Raw genomic sequence first — 20,277 nt, 5'->3', positions numbered from 1 at the left:
ATTGCAGAAACAGGGGTTTGAGATGGACCAGAAAACCGCACTTGTGACGGGCGCCGCGCGCGGCATCGGTCTTGCCACCACAGACCTGTTTCTTGAGATGGGGTGGCGGGTGGTCATGGTGGATCGTGACCGCGAAGAATTGGCCGAGGCCGCAGGCCCCCGTCAGAGCGTGCACCCCCTCAGCGTTGATGTGTCAGACCCCGACGCGGTGGCCACAATGGCACAGGCCGCACTGGACTGGTCCGGGCGGATCGACGCGCTGGTCAACAACGCTGGCGTCGCTGATTTCGGCCCGATCGAAGAGACCGATTTCAAACGCTGGCGCCGGGTGATGGAAACCAATCTTGATGGCGCGTTCCTGTGCACGCAGGCCTGTATCGCGGCGTTGCGCGACACACGGGGTGCTATCGTCAACATCGCCTCAATCAGCGGGCTGCGCGCGTCGACCCTGCGGGTGGCCTATGGGACATCCAAGGCCGGGGTAATCCACCTGACAAAACAACAAGCCGCCGAGTTGGGGGAATACGGCATCCGCGCCAATTGCGTCTGCCCCGGACCGGTGCGCACCAAACTGGCCATGGCCGTCCACAGTCAGGCCATTATTGACGCCTATCATGACGCGATCCCGCTCAACCGGTACGGGTCAGAGCGTGAAATTGCCGAAGTCATCGCCTTTTTGTCGTCGGACAAAGCCTCGTACGTCACCGGGCAGGTCATCGCCGTGGATGGGGGGTTCGAATCAACCGGGGTCGGCCTGCCGGCACTGCGCGGTTAGACTGCGGTCAACCGGCACGCAGCAAGTCGCCAAGCATGTAGGCCGAAAGGTCTGCCTATCATTTGAGCACAAACAAAATGCGCGATGCCTACGAATCCATATAGTTTTAACAAATTTGACTAGAAACGGGCCTGTGCCCCATGTCGGACGCATTTTCAGCAAATTTCTTACGCGATTCAGCAGGAGATGGATGGCAACGCAGTAGAGGTACGCGAATGCTCTCCAACTTTCTCAAACGGTTTTGCCGCTCGGCTGACGGTTCTTCGACCGTAGAATTCGCCCTGTGGTTCCCATTTATCCTCTTTTTCATGATGGGGTCCACGGACCTTGTCATGCTGTTTTACAACCAGCAAATGCTGTACGAAGACGCCTATAACGGGTCGCGACAGGTGTCCCTGGGCATCCACACGGCAGAAGAAGCCGAGCAACAGATTGCGGAACGCGAAGCAAGCCGCGATGGGCTCGAGGTCGAGATTACATCCGAAGACGGCTATGTTACGTCGGTCATCCGGGTTCCTGTCGAATCTGTCGCTGTGTTCCTCAACCACGTTCTTCCCGGTACGCTCGAAGCGCGGTCCACAATGTGGATCGAAGTCGTTGCAGCGCCCGAGGACATGTGATGATCAGCCGCTTTGCACGGACAGAAGAGGGATTCAGCACCGTCACATCCCTGTTCTTGGTCATCGTGATACTTCTGGGGGCCGGGATTTCGATGGACGTGACCAACGTATTCCGCGTCAAGAAACAGATGCAGATGGCTGTCGACGCGACAGCCATGGCTGCGGCATCGAATGTATCGGACAGAAGTCTGGCGATGGACCGCGCGATGGAGGTCGCACATCGCAACCTGCCTATCGAAGAACACGGCGACGCCATTGTCGAAGCCGATATCGAATTGGGCTGGTACGATACCGCAACGGGTGATTTCACCGTGGTATCAGAGCTCGCGGATCCGGCGGATATCAACGCGGCCAGAGTATCCTCCGAACGGGTTGATCTGCGCGACAACGCTGTGGACCTGTATCTGTTGCAGCTGCTGGGGCATTCGGACTGGCAGGTATCGGCCGACGCAATCGCCATGGCCCCCACCGGCGCGCCAACTGGTGGCGGGACGCCTGTGGCGGCTCCGTGCAACAATGCCATGATCATGACCAAAGGTTTCATGGAAACCGGCGGCGGCAACGAATGGCTTGGCGCGGTTTGCCTGCATGGCGAAACCGGCCTGCGCACCGGCGGCGACGACTGGTACGGCCCCGGCAACGAACTCAGTGCGGCGCGTATCGAAAACGTTACCGTCAACCACGTGCGCAACGGCAGCTACGGCGCAAACGATCCCGACCTTCTGAAACGCGCCAAGTCGCTAGAGACCCCTCTCCTCGACGCGCTTCCTGCGCGCTACGATGCGATTTTCGCTGAACTCAGGAACTATGCGAGCGGCGACATCTACATGGGCAGCGAATTGCCCCCTGAGTTTCAGGGCAAAAAGGTTCAGTGGCTGAAGGAAAGCTACACCGTTCTCAAGGCACCCGGAACCATGCAGCCATGGGAAAACTGGGGCGGCATCTTCGAGATGAACTCAGACACGATCTTTGTGACCAAGGGGTCAGTGTCGCTCGAAGGGAATGTGGACGCGAACGACATCGCCATCATCGCCGCGTCGCAGATCACCATCGGTGGCGGGGCCAATCTGGCCTTTGAGCGATCATTCTTTCTGGCCGGCAGCAGCTTTAACGCATCCGGTTCCGTGCGCTGGGGCGATCCCGATCACTACTGTGACACAGGCACGTTCAACACCTATATCTTTTCCCTCAACTACCTGTCGCTGGGCGGCGCCACAGGGTTGTACGGGGTCGTTGGCGCAGGGGCGCAGTTCCATCCCGGCGGCGCAATGAGGAGCGCTGGCGGGCTGTATTTCGAGGCCCAGCAAAACGTATCCCTTGGAGGAAACTACCGTGTCACCGGGTGTGGTGCGCAACTTGAAAGCGCCTATGAGATCAACACCGAACCGGCACCTGTGGCCGAGAGCGGCGGATCAGGCTACCGGACGGTTCTGGTGCGCTGAGCGCTTGCACTGTTTCCCGCCTTCAATCAGACCGGACGCTCTACACAGAGCGTCCGGTCTGATTTCTAGCGCCTCCGCCTCGTGGCGGTGCTGTCACTTGATCCGCTGGCCATTGGCAGAAATGTGCCCCTGCTCGTTGAACTCAAGCTTGGATTTCAGGTTGTCCGGCGAATCCCCCGGCACAGTGAACATGCTCATCATCATCCGTGCGCCCATGGCATCCTGTTCGGCCATCAGCCCCATGGCGATCAACTTGTCGATTAGCGCATTGGCACCGCTCACTTCTAGCATCACCGACCCAACCGGCAGCGGCATGCCATCATAGGTTTCAAGATCCGAGTTGTCGAAGGTGAAGTCGCCAACGCCCGTCAACCGAGTCCCCGCCGCATCGACGGTCAGGTTGTTCAACGTCAGAGAATTCAGTTCGCCCGGCACCCCGCCCGTGGCATCCAGCGCCTCGACCGCCGCAGGGTCGAACAGATTGATGAACGGTGTGGCCAGCCCGACCAGATCAAACGACACCGTCGCCGGATCGCGCGGCAGCGCCTTGGCCGGATCAAAGAGGTTCCACAACAGATCCGACATGGTGAAGCCGCCCAGCGTGACGCCCATCGCGACCTTCTGCGGCTCTTCGGACTCGGCCACCGGCATCGTCAGGTTGAATGCGGTCTCTTCCATCGCAACCGTAACCGGGAACGGCAGTTCTCCACCGCTCATCGCGACGGTCATGTTCTTGCCGGTTTGCGCATAAGTGATCGCCTCTCCCGAGAACCCAACCAGCAGGCTTGCCCCCTCGGACGAGGTCTGGCCCGCTGTTGTATCGCCCCGCTCGGTCGCCGAGAATTGCGACTGACCGGCGGCATAGTCGAACCGGCCCGACCCTTTCAGTCCCGAGGTCGCCAGCGCCGAGGGGGCATTCATGTCCAGATCCGCCGGGATCGAGGTCGATCCCTCAAAGGTCAGATCGCTGAGCGTGCCCGAAAACAGGCCTGCGCCGTCACTGTCAGGGTCGTTAAAGGCCAAATCATAGCTTAGCCCGGACATCTTCATAACCTGACTGATGTCCCGCGTCGTGGTATTTTTGACCATGGACTGGCCCTCAAGTCCGGTCATAGTGACCTCGACACGGGCAGCGCTGCGGTCAATTGGCTTTCCGTCGACCACCAACTCAACCAGAATCATGCTCAGCCCGTCAGCCGTGTAATCATAGACCAGATCGCCCGGCGCACCCGACGCGATCATATCGAGCCCGTCCTGAGTGTAGTTCACCACCAGTTCGATCGGGTCCTCGTCCGGCGCAGAGATCGACATCGTGATCGGCATCACATTCGGAAAATCAATCGAAATGCGCCCATCCCCCAGGTCGGTCAACACCACCTCTGAGGCGTCAAAGCGCAGGCTGCCGTCCTCTTCTGGCATGTCCATGGTGACGCTGAAATCGGTCACGGTCAGAACATTGCCGGTTTGTGTTTCGGTCGCGTTCACGACATAGCCGAAATCCTGAAAATACGTCTCAAGCTCATCCCAGACCTGTTGCGGGGTGACATCAGCCTGCGCCGCCCCCGCTGTCAGGGCCAATGCGAGGGCGGTACTGCCCCAAAAACCTGTCTTGTCGAACATAATATATCCTTTCTGTGCCCCAACGAATACCCAAGCTTCCGTGCTGGCGGGCCTTGGGTCAAGGGGCTGGACCATGACTGATCGGGGCTTTAACACATGAGAGTAGCGGGAACAGGAGCTTGCCATGGATATGACGGGAAAAACTGTGATGATCACCGGAGCGAGCCGCGGCATCGGTGCCTCGGCCGCGCGGATTTTTGCCGACGCTGGCGCCAATGTCGCATTGGTCGCGCGTTCGGCTGATGCGGTGGCGGAACTCGCCGGTGAGATCGGGCCGCGCGCCGTGGCGATCCCCTGCGATATCTCACGCTATTGGGAGGTCAATCAGGCGGTACGCAATTGCCTCACCGCCTTTGGCACACTGGATGTGCTGATCAACAACGCAGGCGTGATCGAACCCATCGCGCGCATGGATGAGGCCGACCCCGACGGCTGGGGCCAAGTCATCGACATCAACCTCAAGGGCGTGTTCCACGGAATGCGCGCGGCATTGCCGGTGATGAAGTCCGCAGGCGGCGGCACCATCCTGACGATCAGTTCGGGCGCAGCGCATGGCCCGGTCGAGGCGTGGTCGCATTACTGCGCCTCCAAAGCCGCCGCCGCGATGCTGACCCGCTGCGTCGACAAGGAAGAGCGCGATGCAGGCATTCGCGCCATTGGCCTGTCCCCCGGCACCGTCGCGACCCAGATGCAGCGCGAGATCAAGTCCAGCGGCATCAACCCGGTCAGCCAGCTGGACTGGGAGGTGCATATTCCCGCCGACTGGCCCGCACGGGCGCTGCTGTGGATGTGCACCCCCGAGGCTGACGCATGGCTCGGCGATGAGATTTCTCTGCGCGACGACGACATTCGGAAAAAGGTCGGCCTGACATGATCCGGCTGGATCAGGTTGGCGGGTTGTGGACCGTCACGCTCGACCGGCCGGACAAGGCCAACGCCCTGACAGAGGCGATGCTGGATGAGTTGAGCCGGATCATGGAGGCCGCCCAAGAAGCGCGTGCCGTGATCCTGACCGGCACCGGCCGCGTGTTCAGCGCCGGCGCCGATCTGGAGGCCGCACGGGCCGGGCTGGCTGTCTCACCGCTCTGGGAACGGCTTTCAACTGCCATTGCGGCGCTGCCTGGACTCAGCATCGCGGCGCTGAACGGCACCGTGGCCGGCGGTGCCATGGGTATGGTTTTGGCCTGCGATCTGCGTGTCGCCGTGCCTGGAACCCGCGTGTTCTATCCGGTAATGAAGCTGGGCTTTTTGCCGCAACCGTCCGATCCGGCACGTCTGGTTGCACTGATCGGCCCGTCCCGCGCGAGGATGATCCTGATGGCGGGGCAAAAGATCGACACCCAAGAGGCGCTCGACTGGGGTCTGCTGGACCGTCTGAGCGAGCCTGCGGATCTGCACCAGACCTGCCGCACACTGGCAACCGACACCATGGCGGCGGATGTGACCCATGCGACGATGATCAAGCGCATGATTGGTTAGGCTTGGCTGGGCCTGCCCCGACGCGGGTCCATTCCCCACGCATGACGGCGGGTGCGCAAAAATCTTTCTGCCGCATCTTCGCAAATTGTTGAGTACGACCGCTTTGACGAATATCACCAGCCCCAGAATGGCGCGGGTTGCGAAGGCGGACGCGATACCCAGTCCGCCGCCATGGTCATCGAATTTTTCCGTCGCGCAAAGGTTCCCGCATGAAACGATCCCGCATCAACGACATCATGGCACAGGCAGACGACATGATCCGCCACTACGGATTTACCCTGCCGCCCTTTGCCTATTGGACCCCGGACGAATTTGTATCCCGCGCCAGCGCGGCCCGCTCTCTGATTGATGCCCGCTGCGGCTGGGACATCACCGACTACGGCGATGAGCGGTTTGACGAGATGGGGTTGTTCCTGTTCACTCTGCGCAATGGTCGCCTCGCCGATCTGCAACGCGGCGGCGGCATGTGTTACGCTGAAAAATTGCTGATCTCGCGACAGGATCAGCTTAGCCCGATGCACACCCATGTCATCAAAGCCGAGGATATCATCAACCGCGGTGGCGCCACCATGGTGGTTGAACTCTACGGCTCGGACGATCAGGGTAACTTTGCCGAGGATCGTGGCGGCATGGTGTTCTGCGACGGCATTGCGCGCGATTTTGCGCCCGGCGAGAAACTGCGGTTTGCCCCAGGCGAAAGCGTCACACTGATGCCGGGTGACTGGCACGCCTTCTGGGGCGAGGGCGGCGATGTTCTAATCGGCGAAGTCTCGACAGTGAATGACGACACCACCGACAACATTTTTCGCGAACCCATCGGACGGTTCGCACATATCCAAGAGGATGTAGCCCCCACTCATCTGCTTGTCGGGGACTATGCCCAGTGGCTGTCCTGAGATCCCGCGCGGAAAATCTGAACGGTCGACACAGTTCGGTTTTCCGCAGCCCAGCAGCATAATGCTGCGAACGAGGAGAGGACAATTCACGCCGGAGCGTGAAGGCACTGCCACTGATCCGCGATGTTCCGTATCAGCGGGATGTTAAACCTAAACCACAGTCCCGCTGGCCAACGTCTGTTCCCTGTTATCCCCTCTTTCGGCGCGAAGACGGTCGTATTTTGGCAGAAAGGAACAAGGGGCTGAACGTCGCGCAAATTTCGGCCGTCGGCCTCCATCACCTTTATATGGCCGAGGAGTTGCGGGCTGGTCGCGGTGCCGGCGTCCCTGCGGCAGTGCCAGATCCAGCGCTGACCCGCCGCATCAACAGCTTGAGACGGGAAAAGGCGTTTTCGACACCTGCGGGCGCAGAGTCCCCCAGAAACTGTTCGAGTTCAGGCCAGGCGCGGATCGCCTGATCCAGCAACGGGTCGGTGCCATCACGGTACAGCCCAGCGCGAATCATCGTCTCAGACCGCGCGTAAGCCCCCAACAAACGGCGCACCTGCCCAATCAGAACGTTTTCATCCTCGCTTGCCGCTTCTGGCAGACTGCGGGAAACCGAACGCAGTAGGTCAATCGCCGGAAACCGGCCACGTTCGGCAATCTGCCGGTCCAGCACCACATGTCCATCAAGCACCCCGCGCAGGATATCGGCCACTGGCTCGTCCATGTCGGACCCGGCTACAAGCACAGAAAATACCGCCGTTATGTCGCCTGTATCGCGAATCCCCGGACCCGCGCGCTCGGCCAGCGTCATGATCTGATGCGCCGTCGAGGGGGGAAACCCGCGCAGCGCGGGCATTTCGCCCGAAGCGATGGCAACCTCTCGATGCGCCTCGGCAAAGCGGGTGATCGAATCGGCGAGGTACAGCACATGCGCGCCCTGATCGCGGAAATGCTCGGCAATCGTCATCGCAGCCTGAGGGCAGCGCCGCCGCTCGAGTGGGGACCGATCCGATGTTGCGGCCACCACCACGGCGCGGGCCATCCCTTCTGGTCCGAGCACATTGGCGACAAATTCACTGACCTCGCGGCCACGTTCCCCCACTAACGCCAGAACGACGATATCCGCCTGCATCCCACGCGCAAGCTGCGCCAGAAGACGTGATTTTCCAACACCGGACCCAGCAAAGAGCCCGATCCGCTGGCCGCGAACGATCGGTAAAAGCGTGTCAAACACGGCCAACCCCGTCGCCAGACGTCCACCCAACGGACGGCGCTGTGCAGCGGGCGGAGGCGCGGCACGAAACGGACGCCGCCGCGATCCTGGCACCAGCGGAAACCCGTCGATCGGCTGGCCATAAGGATCGATGACCCGACCAATCCACGAATCGCAGGGTGCCAGGGTCGGCGGCCCCAGAACCGCGACCCGGTCCCCCTGCGCGACGCCGTCGACACCGCTATCCGGCAACATTGCAATTTCCTCATCCCTGATACGCAACACTTCACCCTCTAACAGCGGCAACCCTGCGCGGCGCAACAACCGCACGCGATCGCCAATTGACGCATTGCGCGCCAGACCGCGCACCCAGATCACCGTGCCATCAACAGACCGCACCCGCCCCATCGCGCGGACGGCATGCAAACTGCTTATCTGTGCCCTCAAGCCTGAAATCTCGGTCCTGTCCATCGGTCGCTCCCTTAAAGCTCTGCAAACCGTTTCTAAAGGAATCACAGTTAAGCCTTGGTTGAAGCCAATCGAGGGAGAAGCCCCGATGTTCCAGAATCTGGACATATTCAAGACCGCCATGGCGCTGGCCAGGCACGCCGGAACCCGTCAGGCCGTGAGCGCGCAAAATATCGCGAATGCGGATACACCGGGATATCAGGCCCGTGTGGTATCTGATTTTGCCGAAACGGTTCAGGCGGGGAAAAACCGCCCGGGCGCTGGCAGCCTGCCGCTGCGCGCGACGCGCTCCGGCCACATGCTGGGCCAGCGCACATCCGACACGGCCACCATCACCGAAAGTCGCAGCCTTGTTGACCCCAACGGTAATGGCGTTGCCTTGGAAGAGGAAATGCTGGTCGCAGTCGAAGCCAAACGCGACCACGAACGCGCCCTCGCCATTTACAGATCCAACATGACCCTGCTGCGTACTAGCCTCGGTCGTGGCTAAGAAGGAGGCCTTTACATGAGCGATTTCAACGATTCCTTATCGGTGTCTTCCAGCGGATTGCGGGCGCAGTCGATGCGGCTGCGGATCCTGTCCGAAAACATCGCCAACACCGACACCCCCGGATATCGCCGCAAGACGATCCCGTTTGAACTCGACCGCAGCGCAAACGACGATGTGCAAACCATCAGCACCGGTCGGGTCAACCTTGACCAGTCCGAACTGACAGAAATTTTTGATCCCTCACACCCGATGGCCAACGCGGATGGCGTCTACGAGGGATCAAACGTCAATGTGATCATCGAGATCGCTGACTCTCGCGAAGCTCAGAGATCCTACGAAGCCAACCTCAAGATGTTCGATCAGGCACGACAGATGTCAACCAGCCTGATGGAGCTGTTGCGACGTTAACCCCCCACACTCAACATGAATGGAGACCAGAATGGACGTCCGCTCACTCTTTGCCGCACAGAAATATGCGGCCTCTCGCCCTGCGACAGAACCCACGCCCGAAATGGCGCCGGCGCAACAGGGCGTTGTCGACTTTGCCGAGGACTTTGCCACCACCCTGCGCGAAAGCGAGGGTATCGCCGAATCAGCCCTGACCGGTGACGCCGATCCGCACGCCCTTGTGCAGGCGCTGGCGCAATCAGAACTCGCCGTCGAGGCGGTGGTGACCGTCCGTAACAAGGTGGTTGAGGCCTATCAGGAAATCCTGCGGATGCCGGTCTGAGGGCCAATCATGCTAACCGAAGCCATTTTCTTTGACACACTGCGCCAGGGGCTCTGGATCGCCACCATCACGTCGGTGCCAATCCTGTCGGCCGCCTTGGTTGCGGGGGTCACGGTGGGCTTGTTTCAGGCTCTCACCTCGATCCAGGAAATGACCCTGACCTTTGTCCCGAAACTGGGGGCCATCGTCGTCGTGTTCTGGATATCGATGAGCTTCATGACACAAACTCTGGTGTCGTTTTTCCAGGATCAACTGATCCCGATCATTACAGGAGGCTGAGATGGAAGCCACCGGCTATACCACCCTGACCCGTCAGTCCGGGCTGATGCGCGAAATGCAGGTCATCGCCAACAACATCGCCAACTCCGCGACCACCGGCTACCGTCAGGAGGGGGTTATTTTTTCCGAATACGTGCAACGTACTGACACTGGTCAAAGCGTGTCGATGGCGACAGCGCGCATCCAAAACACGTCGGCACTGCAGGGCGCCCTGACCCGGACCGGCGGCAAATTTGACGTCGGGATCGAGGGCGATGGGTTCTTTCTGATACAGACTCCGCAGGGCGAACGGCTGAGCCGCGCCGGGGCGTTTTCGCCCAGCGCCAACGGCGATCTGGTTACTATGGACGGATATCCCGTTCTGGACGCCGGGGGCGCGCCCCTGTTTGTGCCGCCCGATGCCGACGATCTCGCTATCTCCGGCGACGGGACAATCAGCACCGATGGTCGGCCTATTGGGCAGTTGGGGGTCGTCATGCCCATTGCCCCGCTGGATATGCAGCGCGAGGGCGGCGTGATGTTCCGCGCCGATGCAGGGTATGATCCGGTCGAACTGCCGCGTGTCAAACAGGGTTTTCTAGAGGGGTCCAATGTCGACCCCGTCGGTCAGATCGCGCGCATGATCGACGTCCAACGCGCCTACGAAATGGGTCAAAGCTTTCTGGACGCTGAAAACGAACGGGTGCGCGACGCACTCAAGACGTTCATCCGATAACAAAGGAGCCACACAATGCGTGCGCTGAAAATTGCGGCCACGGGCATGAGCGCCCAACAGATGCGGGTCGAGGTCATCTCGAACAATCTCTCAAACATGAGCACCACGGGCTACAACGCGCGGCGCGCCGAATTTGCCGATCTACACTATCAGCAGGTCGCTCGGGCGGGCACTGTGAACGCTGCCGACGGAACGGTTTTGCCGACCGGTGTGCAGCTTGGCCTTGGCGTCCGTCCCTCCGCAGTGTCGGTTCAGCTCGCGCAGGGTTCCCTGTCGGCCACTGGCGGCGATCTCGACCTTGCAATCGACGGTCAGGGATACCTCGAAGTAACGCTGCCCTCGGGCCAAGCAGCCTATACCCGTGATGGTGGCCTCAAACGTACCGGCGAAGGGTTGATCGTCAACTCGGACGGCTATCCAGTCGCACCCGAGATCACCATTCCCGACGACGCCCGCAGCATTTCGATCAACTCGGATGGTGAGGTCTATGCCTATTTCGCCCTCGAGGCAGAGGCCCAGTTGCTGGGACAGTTTACCCTGTCCGGATTCAGCAATTCAAAGGGGCTTGAGGCCATCGGCGGCAATCTCTTTGTTGAAACCGAAGCTTCGGGGCCGGCCAATGTGACCACCGCCGGACAGGACGGGCTGGGAACGCTGCGACAGGGGTATCTGGAGGACAGTTCGGTCGATGCCGTACGCGAGGTGACCGAACTGATCGAAGCACAGCGTGGTTACGAGTTGAACGCCAAGGTCATTTCCGCCGCTGACCAGATGCTCGGCGCAACGACACAGATCCGCTGATGCGTCTTTTGCTTCTGTTCAGCCTCATCGCCGGTCTGCCGGCCGCTGCCGAGACCGTGGTCGCGACGCGCACCATCCGGGCGCAGGAAATCATTGGCCCGGACGCGGTGCGGGGGGACGCGGGCGGCAATACCGGCGTCAAGCTCGATGATATCATCGGGATGGAGGCGCGCGTTGCGCTCTATCCCGGTCGGCCAATCCTGACCGCTCATGTGATGCCCCCCGCCCTGATTGCCCGCAACCAGATCGTCGAACTGGTGTTTGAAACCGGTGGGCTGCGCATCACCTCCGAGGCCCGCGCGCTTGACCGCGGCGCCGTAGGCGAACGGATCCGGGTGATGAACATCGCGTCACACGTCAACCTTTTTGGAACAGTATCGCCTGACGGCTCTGTCCACGTCTCCCAGTGAGGATCAGATGACCCCCAACCTTCTGCCGCTGACAACCTGCCTCCTGCTTTCGCTGACCGCCTGCAATCGCGTTGGCCATATCGGCAAAGAACCGGATTTCTCTCCGATTCAGGACGGACAGGAACACGACGCCATGCTCTACGCGAGCTTGGAGACGAGCCTTCCGCATGCCCGTGGTGTTGACAGTGCATCGCTCTGGGATGGTGGGCGGCAATCGTTGCTGGGGGACCGGCGCGCGATGAACCGCGGCGACATCCTGACGGTTGTGGTCGAGATTGACGAAGAGGCCGAGATTTCAAACGCCACCGCGCGGTCCCGTTCAGGTTCAGAAACGCTTGGCATTCCCCACCTCTTCGGCTTGCCTCAGCGCGCCGATGAAAATCTGCCTGACGGTGCCAGCATGGATCAGGCGGTTTCACTCGATAGTTCCAGCGGATCAAAAGGTAATGGGTCCGTCAAACGCAATGAAAAACTGACGTTGCGCGTCGCCGCCACCATTGTCCAAGTACTGCCCAATGGCATCCTCGCCATCGAAGGCTCGCAAGAGGTGCGGGTAAATTTCGAACTCCGCGAGATGCTGGTCTCGGGGTACGTCCGCCCTGCCGACATTTCGCGCCAGAACGAGATTACATACGACAAAATCGCGTCGGCCCGCATCTCGTACGGCGGTCGCGGGCAAATCACCGATGTTCAGCAACCGCGCTATGGGCAACAGGTGCTCGACGTCATTTTGCCATTCTGAGAGGACATTGAAATGAAGAAACTACTTCCCATCCTATTGGCCCTGATGGGTGTCGGCGCCGGCGTCGGCGCCGGCATCGTGATGAAACCAGGCGAAGAGCACGCAACGCTGGCGGATTGCGGCCCGCTGACCTCGGAGAATACGCACAATCTGGCTGCGGCGGCGCTGCTAGAGGAGGTCGACCTGCTCGCCCAGCGCGAATATGTCAAAATGAGCAATCAATTCGTCGTGCCAATCGTCGGAGAGGACCGGATATCATCGCTCGTCGTGGTGTCGCTCAGCGTTGAGGTGAAACCCGGCGCAACAGAAGCCGTCTATTCCCGTGAGCCGCGGCTCAGGGATGGGTTTCTGCAGGTTCTCTTTGATCACGCCAACCTTGGCGGGTTCAAGGGATCGTTCACCCAGTCGGACAAGCTCGACACGCTGCGGCGCGCATTGATGCAGGTTGCCAAGGACCATATCGGCCCGTCGGTGACTGATGTGCTGATCACCGAAATTGCCCGTCAGGATGCCTGAAATTTCCATCATTCGGTGAAACCGGAACAGGCGTCGCGCAACCGCTGATCCAGCATTGCTTCGCGACGCCTGTTTTTTTGCGTGTTGTCGCCCTTTGCCAACTCTTCAGCCACCTGATTGCGCGCAAAGGCTGTCTGCGCCAGAGTACGCTGGGCGCTCTTGCGGATCTGCAACATCGCGAGTTCCTGATTCAAGCCCGTACGACGGCGCGCAATCCAGCCCTGCCACAATCCGTCGGCCCCCGTCACACGGCGCGCAATATCCTGAGAGTCACGATGCAGCGCCGCGATACGCAGTTGCTCGATCTCGCCAAGCTCCTGACGCAGCGACACTTCTTCTTCCAGCGTCCGCCGGTAACTGGCCAGCGCCCGATCCTGCATCAGAGCGGTGATCACGGTCATATCGTCAAAATCAGATGGCACTATCGTCCCCTTTCCCGAGCCCGGCGCTGCATATCCTCGGCAAAGCGAATGGCCGCAGCAACCGGGCGATAGTGTTGCTGATCAATCTGCGCGCCGATTTCGACAGTGGCGTGCAGCGCGCGGGCCGTCGGCGGATCCGAATGGATCGGGATATTTTCTTTCATCGCTATCTCGCGGATACGTGCCGCGACGGCATCCACGCCTTTGGCGACACAGACTGGCGCCTCTCCTGGCTCGCGGCTCCAGGTGAGGGCGACAGCATAGTGGGTCGGGTTCACGATGATGACATCCGCCTTGGGCACGTCGAGGATCATATGATTCATGGCGATTTCCTGCGCCCGCGCGCGGCGATGCTGCTTCATCGCCGGATCACCCTCGGATTCCTTGTATTCGTCGCGCAATTCTTTGTGCGACATTCGATTTTTTCTTTGATGTTCCTGCTGCTGCCACAATACGTCTATTGTACCGATCGCGGCGGCGATGCAGACTACCAATGTCATCAACTTGATCAGCAACCCGCCAAGAATCTGCATCACGGCCCCCGGCCCCCCCTGAAGACTGCCGACAATCGTTTCCAGATGTGCCGACAGGAAAAAGCCGAGACAGGTGGAGTAGACCATTAGTTTGACAAAACTCTTGGCGAATTCGAACAGACCGCGGCGACCGTATTTGTTCTTGGCATTCTCGATCATCGACAGGCGTGACATCTTGGGCGAAAGCTTGGTCGGTGTGAACAACAGGCCGCGCTGTGCCACCAACGCCAAAAAGACGGCGAGTGCCGGAACCAGCAGCCATGGCAGAATCGGGCGGACCGCCTGACGCATCAATTCACCTGTCGGCACCAGAGCCGTCCCGGAAAAGAACAGCGGTGCCAGCCGGTCGGGCTGATCTATCAGGGGTATCAGCGCGTTGCCCAACCCGGTCAATGTACCCTGCCCAAGCGTCAGAAACGCCAGCAGCAAACCTGCATAGGCGACGGCGGTCAAAAGGTCTGCAGACCGTGCGATTTCACCCTTTTTGCGCGCCTCCTCAAGCTTGTGCTGAGAGGCGTCATGTGTCTTGTCACTGTCGTCATCGCCAGCCATCAGGGCATACCAAACGGGTTGGTCAGGAAATGATCAAACGCCTGAACCCAGACCGTCAACAATACCGGAGCTGCGAAAAACAGCAGGGCGATCGTGCCAAATGTAATCACCGGTGCGCCGACAAAGGCGACCATGAGCTGTGGCATCGCCTTGTTGATGACGCCCAGGGTCAGGTTGTAAAGTATCGACAGGATTATAAACGGCGCGGCAAGCGTAAAGGCAAGACCGAACATCTGGTTGATATGCGCCTGCCCCCAGTTGCTAAGCATCGCGCCATCGGGAAAGCTGGCCAGCGGCAGCATCCGGTAGGAAAAGATGAAATAGGCCGCGGCTTTGACGTGCAGGCCGGTCATCACCAGCAACGCCATGCCGGCAACGGTCAGGATGTGGCCCACTGCTGGCAGCGGGTCTGTGACATTGCCACCGAAGAGCTGTGACAGCGACGTGGATTGCGCCGCGATCGACCCGGCGGTCTGCAAAGCGAGCACAAAAAGCCGCAAGGACAACCCGATAGCGAGGCCCGAGACCGTTTCAGTTCCCAGGCAGAGCGCCAGCGCGCCGACGGAGGCGCCCGGGATTCGCACAGTCCCCAGGACTGCGGGTGCGACGATGGCTGTCAGGCCAAGCGAGATTAAAAGCCGCACGCGAACCGGTACCATTCGTTCGCCAAAAACCGGGAGCACCATAAGTGCCGATCCCGTCCGCAGAAATACCAGGAAAGCACCCCATAGCCCGGTCTGAACGCCCTCCAGCAACGCCGTCATGCCGCGACCACGCCAACCAGAGAGGGGCGCGCTTCGATGCCAATCTCTTCGAACGACAGCACCGGATTCGGTATTCCCTTGGCCGCTAAGATCGTGCGCAGGAACCTGCGGCGACGGCCGGACGTCACCAGTGCCGGAAACATGCCACGCGCGCCGGCTTCACCGACCTCTTTTGACACGCCACTGGTCAGCGACTCGAACTGTTCGGGTGGCAGGGCGATGTCGATGCCGCCCCGGTCGCCATCAATCTGGTAATGGCTGAATACCTCTTCCCACTCTGGCGCAAGCTGGATCAGTGGGATGGTGCCGTCCTTGCGCCGCATCCCAGCCACCAGCTGAAAGCCAAGCCGCTGGCGCACATGTTCGCAGATCGCCTCGGGACGGGCCGCCTGGCCCCGCGTCTCTGCAATCGCTTCGAGGATCAAGGGCAGATTGCGGATCGACACCTGTTCGTCCAGCAACAGCCGCAACACCGCATGCAGGACATCAATCTGCACCCGGTCCGGGATCAGCTCGTCGATCAGGCGGCGGTTTGCCTCGGCACGGGTGGGATTGGTCAGGGCGACCATTTCGTCCAGCAACCGACGCAGGGATTTCAGACTAAGCAGGCGGCCAAAGTTGCGCTTGATCACTTCGAGAAGATGCGTCGCCAGCACCTCGGTCGGGGTGACGATGGTGACTCCGGTCAGTGCAGCGCGTTCCTGATGTTCCGGTTTGATCCAGCGCGCGGGGGCACCGTAGACCGGTTCGTTCACGTCCTTGCCGTCGGGCAGCGACGTATGGGTTTCCGGCACCAGCGCAAGTACCAGATCCGGATTCAGCACCCCTGTCGCCACCTCGACCCCCTGAATGCGGATCACATATGTTCCGGGCGTCAAAGCCGCGGCATCGGTAAGCCGGATTTCAGGCATGATCAGGCCAAAGGTCGACGCGATATGCGTGCGCATGTTCGAAATACGCACATCGAGCCCGGTCCCCGGATCCAGCACCATATTGACCAGATCCGGGGCAAATTCGAGGTGAATGTCGTCTAGATCCAGGACATCGGCAATTGCTTTGATCACCGGACCCGTTGGCACCGGTTCCTCTGTTGTACCGCTCTCTTTGGGCAGCGGTTTGCGCGCCATGTAGAAGGCCGCGCCGCCCAACACAGCGCCGCCCGCAATAAAGGGCAGGAACGGCAGACCAGGCACCAGCGCAAACAATACCATCAGCACCGAAACCGTTCCCAGAGCTGCCGGATAGCGCCCCAATTGCGCGACCAGCGCCAGATCGGTCGCCCCCGTTGCGCCGCCACGCGCCAGCAACAACGCGGATGCAATCGAGATGATCACCGCCGGGATTTGCGACACCAGACCGTCGCCGACTGTCAAAATAGCGTATGTCTCAAACGCGTTTGACAGGCTCATCCCATGCACAAATGACCCCATGATGACGCCCATCACAAGGTTCAGCAGCGTGATCAACAAACCAGCGACAGCATCGCCCTTGACGAATTTCGACGCACCATCGAGCGATCCGAAAAAAGTCGTCTCCTGCAATTCACGCTCGCGCCGCGCCTTGGCCTCGGCATGATCAATCGCCCCAGCGGCCATATCGCTGTCAATCGCCAGTTGCTTGCCCGGCATCCCGTCCAACGCGAAACGCGCGCCAACTTCGGCCATTCGGGCAGCGCCCTTGGTGATGACGGTGAAGTTGACGATCATCAGCACCCCGAACACCACCAGCCCCATAAAGACGCTGCCACCCATGACAAAATTGGCAAAGCCCTGGATGACGTCCCCCGCCGCGTCGGTGCCTTCGTGACCGCTGCCGATGATCAGTTTGGTCGAACTTACATTCAGCGACAGTCTCAACATCAGCGACGCAAGCAAGATGGTCGGAAAGGCCGAAAAATCCAGAGGTCGCTCAATAAAGAGCGTCACGGTAAAGATCAGAATTGCCAGCGCAAAAGATGTGGCAAGGCCAACGTCCAGCACCCAGGACGGGACCGGCAGAATCATCATGACGATGACCGCCATCAGCGCCACCGCAAGAAGGACTGTGGGCCGGAACAGAGACTTGGAAAAACTGAGGTTCATACGCAGGACCCGTCAGCCCGGTCCCGCCCTGCGGAATTTTCTGTTCGTCCTGTCATCGTCCTCACCGTTGCATTCTGCGACAGTGCGACGGTAGGCAAAGGTGGTTTATTTTTCGTAAGCTCCCGACGGCGGATCATCGGCCCAGCACAAAATACCAAGGCATTGCGCGCAGTATCTTGATGGATGACGTACCAGACACCATGGCCCGGTCGGTGTCCGGTCGCCGCTGAAACGACACCCCGATCTCGTGCCCGACAAGCCGAATCAGTTGACCTTAGGATCACTTTCTATGGCGAACCGCGCATGTAATGGGCCGAAAGGTCGGCCCACAGCGGGCCTATGGGCCGCAAACGCTGACCGATTGCGACATGCTAATTAGAACCGCCAGAAATCGGCCCGCCATCGAAGACCGCTCGCCTTAGATCGCGGGTGAATTTTCCTTGGCGATTCTCAGACGGGTCTTCAGCGCTCGCGCAATATGGTCTGCGGCCGCGACCTGCGCCGCCTCTTCATCCCGCTGTTTGATCGCGTCGATGATCCGGGCATGTTCGGCCGAGGCAGTCTGAACACGTCCGGGCGCTTCGAACGTCGTCTGGACAAGCAACAGCGTGTTGGCCTGCAATTCCTTGACCGCCGTTCGCAAGTACCGGTTGCCACAGGCATCGGCAAACCGTTCGTGCAGGATTCGGTTCAGTTCCGCAGCCACCCTTGGATCATCCGTGGCCGTAAACTCGTGATTTAACTGTTCGAAATTCTCAATCTCGACATCGGTCGCGTGCTGGGCGGCAAAGCGGGCCACCAACCCTTCGAGTTCGCGCCGCATCGCATAGAGTTCGAACACCTTAGGCATACTCAGAACGCTGACGGCCAATCCGCGACTGCTGGCAACCTCAATAAGTCCCTTTTCCAACAGACGTCCAAGGGCCTCGCGCACGGGAGTCCGGCTGACCCCCAGCCGCTGCGCGACCTCTTCTTCCCGAAGCCTGTCGCCAGGGCGATAAACGCCGTTCCGGATCGCCAGCAGAATCGCCTGATATGTGCTCTGGCTTCGGTTTGGCTGAGTCTGATCGCTTTTTTCCAACGAACCGAACGCTCCGCATTTATTGTTGCTCGGACAAGACTACGATGTCGGCAGTGCTTTGGTAAGGCCTGCCCGCGAAATCAAACCCCGATTGACATGCGCAGGTTTGCCATCGTTGCCCCTACGAGCCCGCGCAACCACCCTTTACCCGAGTCGCAACTTGCCTGTAGGACAACACAGCCGCCGCAATCCGAGGGCCCGATGTCTGAGCGTCTCACACGATCCCATGGCCGCAAGGCTATTTCTGCCTCGCTGAAACCCAGCGAGCTGATGACCCACACGCCAGAACTGCAAAATGCCTGGAAGGCGCAGGTCATCACCCTTTTTCCAGAGGCATTTCCCGGCACCCTTGGCCTGTCGCTCACTGGTAAGGCGCTCAAAGACGGTCTGTGGCAACTCGACCCGGTATTCCTGCGTGAATTTGGCGAAGGTCGCCACCGCAACGTGGACGACACGCCCGCAGGCGGCGGTGCGGGTATGGTCCTGCGCGCCGACATCATGGGCCGCGCATTGTCGCATTGCCGTGCCCGGATGCCTGCAACGGCCCCCATCCTCTACCTGTCGCCGCGCGGACGCCGCTTTGATCAGCCGATGGCGCAGAACCTTGCCCGTACCCCCGGTGTCACGCTGATCTGTGGCCGATTCGAAGGGATGGATCAGCGCGTCATCGACGCCTTTGGCGTGACCGAAGTGTCGATGGGCGACTTTATCCTGACCGGGGGTGAAATCGCAGCGCAGGCCCTGCTCGATGCCACAGTGCGGCTGCTGCCTGGTGTGTTGGGTAATTCGGCCTCGGCGCAGGAAGAAAGCTTTGCGGACGACCTGTTGGAGCATCCGCAATACACCAAACCGGCGTCCTGGCAGGATCTCGACATTCCATCGATCCTGCTGTCGGGAAACCATGGTGAAATAGCCCGGTGGCGTCGCGAACAGGCCCGTGCGCTGACCCGCGAACGGCGACCGGATCTATGGCAGCGTCACAACGACCGTAACACCGGCGACACCACCGAATAACAGTTGAAATCTTCGTCATTGTCTGATTTATGCCGCCTGTCCTCCTCCGGATTCTCGGCGCTCTTTTTCCGTCCACTTCGAACGGCTCTCATACGCGCCTTGCTGCCCTGGACCATGGATATGACAACGACGACCTAACCTCTGGCGGGCGCCCCTTGCATGGCAGCGGACGGACCCGGACGAAGACCAAGAGCTCTGAGGCCGCGCACACCTTTGCGGGACAACCGCAAGCAGCATTAGGAGATGATCAGATGAACCTGATCGAACAACTGGAGGCGGAACAGATCGCCTCCCTCGGGAAAACCATTCCCGACTTCAAGGCCGGCGACACCATTCGCGTCGGTTACAAAGTGACCGAAGGCACCCGCACCCGCGTCCAGAATTACGAAGGCGTCTGCATCGCCCGTAACAATGGCAAGGGCATCGCCGGTTCCTTTACCGTCCGCAAGATTTCCTTTGGCGAAGGCGTCGAGCGCGTATTCCCGCTTTTCTCGACCAACATCGACACGATCGAAGTTGTCCGTCGTGGCCATGTCCGTCGCGCCAAGTTGTATTACCTGCGCGCCCGTCGCGGCAAATCCGCCCGCATCGCCGAGGTCACCAACTACAAGGCGCCCAAGGGCGTCAACGCGTAAGGAGCGGACCG

Annotated in this window: 24 protein-coding genes; 17 read left to right on the top strand and 7 right to left on the bottom strand. The window is 60.3% G+C overall.

Annotation, left to right across the window (positions count from 1 at the left end):
• The first annotated feature begins 22 nt into the window (after window positions 1–22).
• The 3 genes from IMCC21224_RS01960 (at window position 23) to IMCC21224_RS01950 (ending at window position 2,837) form a co-directional block, all read left to right on the top strand.
• Window positions 23–775 carry an SDR family NAD(P)-dependent oxidoreductase gene (locus IMCC21224_RS01960; RefSeq protein WP_047993921.1) on the top strand — a complete coding sequence of 251 codons (753 nt, stop codon included), beginning with the start codon at window positions 23–25 and terminating at the stop codon, window positions 773–775.
• Between the two features lie 215 nt (window positions 776–990).
• Window positions 991–1,395: a TadE/TadG family type IV pilus assembly protein gene (locus IMCC21224_RS01955; protein WP_047993920.1), complete on the top strand. Its 405-nt coding sequence runs from the start codon at window positions 991–993 to the stop codon at window positions 1,393–1,395.
• Window positions 1,395–2,837 carry a pilus assembly protein TadG-related protein gene (locus IMCC21224_RS01950; protein WP_047993919.1) on the top strand — a complete coding sequence of 481 codons (1,443 nt, stop codon included), beginning with the start codon at window positions 1,395–1,397 and terminating at the stop codon, window positions 2,835–2,837. The genes IMCC21224_RS01955 and IMCC21224_RS01950 overlap by 1 nt, the downstream gene beginning before the upstream one ends.
• A 93-nt stretch (window positions 2,838–2,930) precedes the next feature.
• Here the strand turns inward: IMCC21224_RS01950 and IMCC21224_RS01945 are convergent, their stop codons facing one another.
• The gene (locus IMCC21224_RS01945; protein WP_047993918.1) at window positions 2,931–4,457 is read right to left on the bottom strand and encodes a DUF2125 domain-containing protein; all 1,527 of its coding nucleotides are present in this window, start codon (window positions 4,455–4,457) and stop codon (window positions 2,931–2,933) included.
• A gap of 124 nt (window positions 4,458–4,581) precedes the next feature.
• Between IMCC21224_RS01945 and IMCC21224_RS01940 the strand changes: the two genes are divergently transcribed.
• From IMCC21224_RS01940 to IMCC21224_RS01930, 3 genes are all read left to right on the top strand, one after another.
• A complete protein-coding gene (locus IMCC21224_RS01940; RefSeq protein WP_047993917.1) occupies window positions 4,582–5,331 on the top strand; it encodes an SDR family oxidoreductase in 750 nt (249 codons plus the stop codon).
• Window positions 5,328–5,936 (top strand): enoyl-CoA hydratase/isomerase family protein, encoded by a 609-nt coding sequence (locus IMCC21224_RS01935; protein ID WP_047993916.1) that lies wholly within the window; start codon window positions 5,328–5,330, stop codon window positions 5,934–5,936. Before IMCC21224_RS01940 ends, IMCC21224_RS01935 begins: the two co-directional genes overlap by 4 nt.
• 209 nt (window positions 5,937–6,145) lie before the next feature.
• Window positions 6,146–6,832: a D-lyxose/D-mannose family sugar isomerase gene (locus tag IMCC21224_RS01930; protein ID WP_047993915.1), complete on the top strand. Its 687-nt coding sequence runs from the start codon at window positions 6,146–6,148 to the stop codon at window positions 6,830–6,832.
• A 283-nt stretch (window positions 6,833–7,115) separates the two neighbouring features.
• Here IMCC21224_RS01930 and IMCC21224_RS01925 read toward each other — a convergent pair whose 3' ends face one another.
• The gene (locus IMCC21224_RS01925; protein WP_047993914.1) at window positions 7,116–8,504 is read right to left on the bottom strand and encodes a FliI/YscN family ATPase; all 1,389 of its coding nucleotides are present in this window, start codon (window positions 8,502–8,504) and stop codon (window positions 7,116–7,118) included.
• Window positions 8,505–8,589: 85 nt separating this feature from the next.
• Here IMCC21224_RS01925 and IMCC21224_RS01920 point away from each other — a divergent pair, with 85 nt between their 5' ends.
• From IMCC21224_RS01920 to IMCC21224_RS01880, 9 genes are read left to right on the top strand one after another with little or no spacing between them, the layout of a single operon-like run.
• Complete coding sequence (locus IMCC21224_RS01920; protein WP_197089154.1) at window positions 8,590–8,991, top strand: FlgB family protein; 402 nt, start codon at window positions 8,590–8,592, stop codon at window positions 8,989–8,991.
• 15 nt (window positions 8,992–9,006) lie between these two features.
• Window positions 9,007–9,399: a flagellar basal body rod protein FlgC gene (gene flgC, locus IMCC21224_RS01915; RefSeq protein ID WP_047993912.1), complete on the top strand. Its 393-nt coding sequence runs from the start codon at window positions 9,007–9,009 to the stop codon at window positions 9,397–9,399.
• Window positions 9,400–9,430: 31 nt separating this feature from the next.
• The gene (fliE, locus tag IMCC21224_RS01910) at window positions 9,431–9,721 is read left to right on the top strand and encodes a flagellar hook-basal body complex protein FliE (protein ID WP_047993911.1); all 291 of its coding nucleotides are present in this window, start codon (window positions 9,431–9,433) and stop codon (window positions 9,719–9,721) included.
• A gap of 9 nt (window positions 9,722–9,730) precedes the next feature.
• The gene (locus IMCC21224_RS01905) at window positions 9,731–10,000 is read left to right on the top strand and encodes a flagellar biosynthetic protein FliQ (RefSeq protein ID WP_047993910.1); all 270 of its coding nucleotides are present in this window, start codon (window positions 9,731–9,733) and stop codon (window positions 9,998–10,000) included.
• Window position 10,001: 1 nt separating this feature from the next.
• Entirely contained in the window at window positions 10,002–10,715 is a 714-nt protein-coding gene (locus IMCC21224_RS01900) for a flagellar hook-basal body complex protein (protein WP_047993909.1), read from the top strand.
• A gap of 15 nt (window positions 10,716–10,730) precedes the next feature.
• On the top strand, window positions 10,731–11,516 hold the full coding sequence (flgG, locus tag IMCC21224_RS01895) for a flagellar basal-body rod protein FlgG (RefSeq protein ID WP_047993908.1): 786 nt from the start codon (window positions 10,731–10,733) through the stop codon (window positions 11,514–11,516).
• On the top strand, window positions 11,516–11,926 hold the full coding sequence (flgA, locus tag IMCC21224_RS01890) for a flagellar basal body P-ring formation chaperone FlgA (RefSeq protein WP_047993907.1): 411 nt from the start codon (window positions 11,516–11,518) through the stop codon (window positions 11,924–11,926). Before flgG ends, flgA begins: the two co-directional genes overlap by 1 nt.
• A gap of 7 nt (window positions 11,927–11,933) precedes the next feature.
• On the top strand, window positions 11,934–12,668 hold the full coding sequence (gene flgH / locus IMCC21224_RS01885) for a flagellar basal body L-ring protein FlgH (protein ID WP_047993906.1): 735 nt from the start codon (window positions 11,934–11,936) through the stop codon (window positions 12,666–12,668).
• A gap of 12 nt (window positions 12,669–12,680) precedes the next feature.
• On the top strand, window positions 12,681–13,184 hold the full coding sequence (locus IMCC21224_RS01880) for a flagellar basal body-associated FliL family protein (protein WP_047993905.1): 504 nt from the start codon (window positions 12,681–12,683) through the stop codon (window positions 13,182–13,184).
• An 8-nt stretch (window positions 13,185–13,192) separates the two neighbouring features.
• Here the strand turns inward: IMCC21224_RS01880 and IMCC21224_RS01875 are convergent, their stop codons facing one another.
• From IMCC21224_RS01875 to IMCC21224_RS01855, 5 genes are all read right to left on the bottom strand, one after another.
• Window positions 13,193–13,606, bottom strand: a complete 414-nt coding sequence (locus IMCC21224_RS01875) for a hypothetical protein (protein ID WP_053078866.1) — start codon at window positions 13,604–13,606, stop codon at window positions 13,193–13,195.
• Window positions 13,606–14,691: a flagellar biosynthesis protein FlhB gene (locus tag IMCC21224_RS01870; protein WP_047993904.1), complete on the bottom strand. Its 1,086-nt coding sequence runs from the start codon at window positions 14,689–14,691 to the stop codon at window positions 13,606–13,608. Before IMCC21224_RS01870 ends, IMCC21224_RS01875 begins: the two co-directional genes overlap by 1 nt.
• Window positions 14,691–15,455 carry a flagellar biosynthetic protein FliR gene (locus tag IMCC21224_RS01865; RefSeq protein ID WP_047993903.1) on the bottom strand — a complete coding sequence of 255 codons (765 nt, stop codon included), beginning with the start codon at window positions 15,453–15,455 and terminating at the stop codon, window positions 14,691–14,693. Before IMCC21224_RS01865 ends, IMCC21224_RS01870 begins: the two co-directional genes overlap by 1 nt.
• Window positions 15,452–17,536, bottom strand: coding sequence for a flagellar biosynthesis protein FlhA (gene flhA, locus IMCC21224_RS01860; RefSeq protein ID WP_047993902.1), 2,085 nt, complete (start codon window positions 17,534–17,536; stop codon window positions 15,452–15,454). The genes IMCC21224_RS01865 and flhA overlap by 4 nt, the downstream gene beginning before the upstream one ends.
• A gap of 418 nt (window positions 17,537–17,954) precedes the next feature.
• A complete protein-coding gene (locus IMCC21224_RS01855; protein WP_047993901.1) occupies window positions 17,955–18,617 on the bottom strand; it encodes a GntR family transcriptional regulator in 663 nt (220 codons plus the stop codon).
• A 201-nt stretch (window positions 18,618–18,818) separates the two neighbouring features.
• Between IMCC21224_RS01855 and trmD the strand changes: the two genes are divergently transcribed.
• Entirely contained in the window at window positions 18,819–19,631 is an 813-nt protein-coding gene (trmD, locus tag IMCC21224_RS01850; protein WP_047993900.1) for a tRNA (guanosine(37)-N1)-methyltransferase TrmD, read from the top strand.
• 251 nt (window positions 19,632–19,882) lie between these two features.
• A complete protein-coding gene (gene rplS, locus IMCC21224_RS01845) occupies window positions 19,883–20,266 on the top strand; it encodes a 50S ribosomal protein L19 (protein ID WP_047993899.1) in 384 nt (127 codons plus the stop codon).
• Window positions 20,267–20,277: the final 11 nt, after the last annotated feature.

It is taken from the genome of Puniceibacterium sp. IMCC21224 (assembly GCF_001038505.1).
In the GTDB taxonomy this organism is placed as follows: domain Bacteria; phylum Pseudomonadota; class Alphaproteobacteria; order Rhodobacterales; family Rhodobacteraceae; genus Puniceibacterium.
The sequence above is the reverse complement of the archived record's forward strand: the minus strand, read 5'-3'. Positions and strand labels throughout refer to the sequence as shown.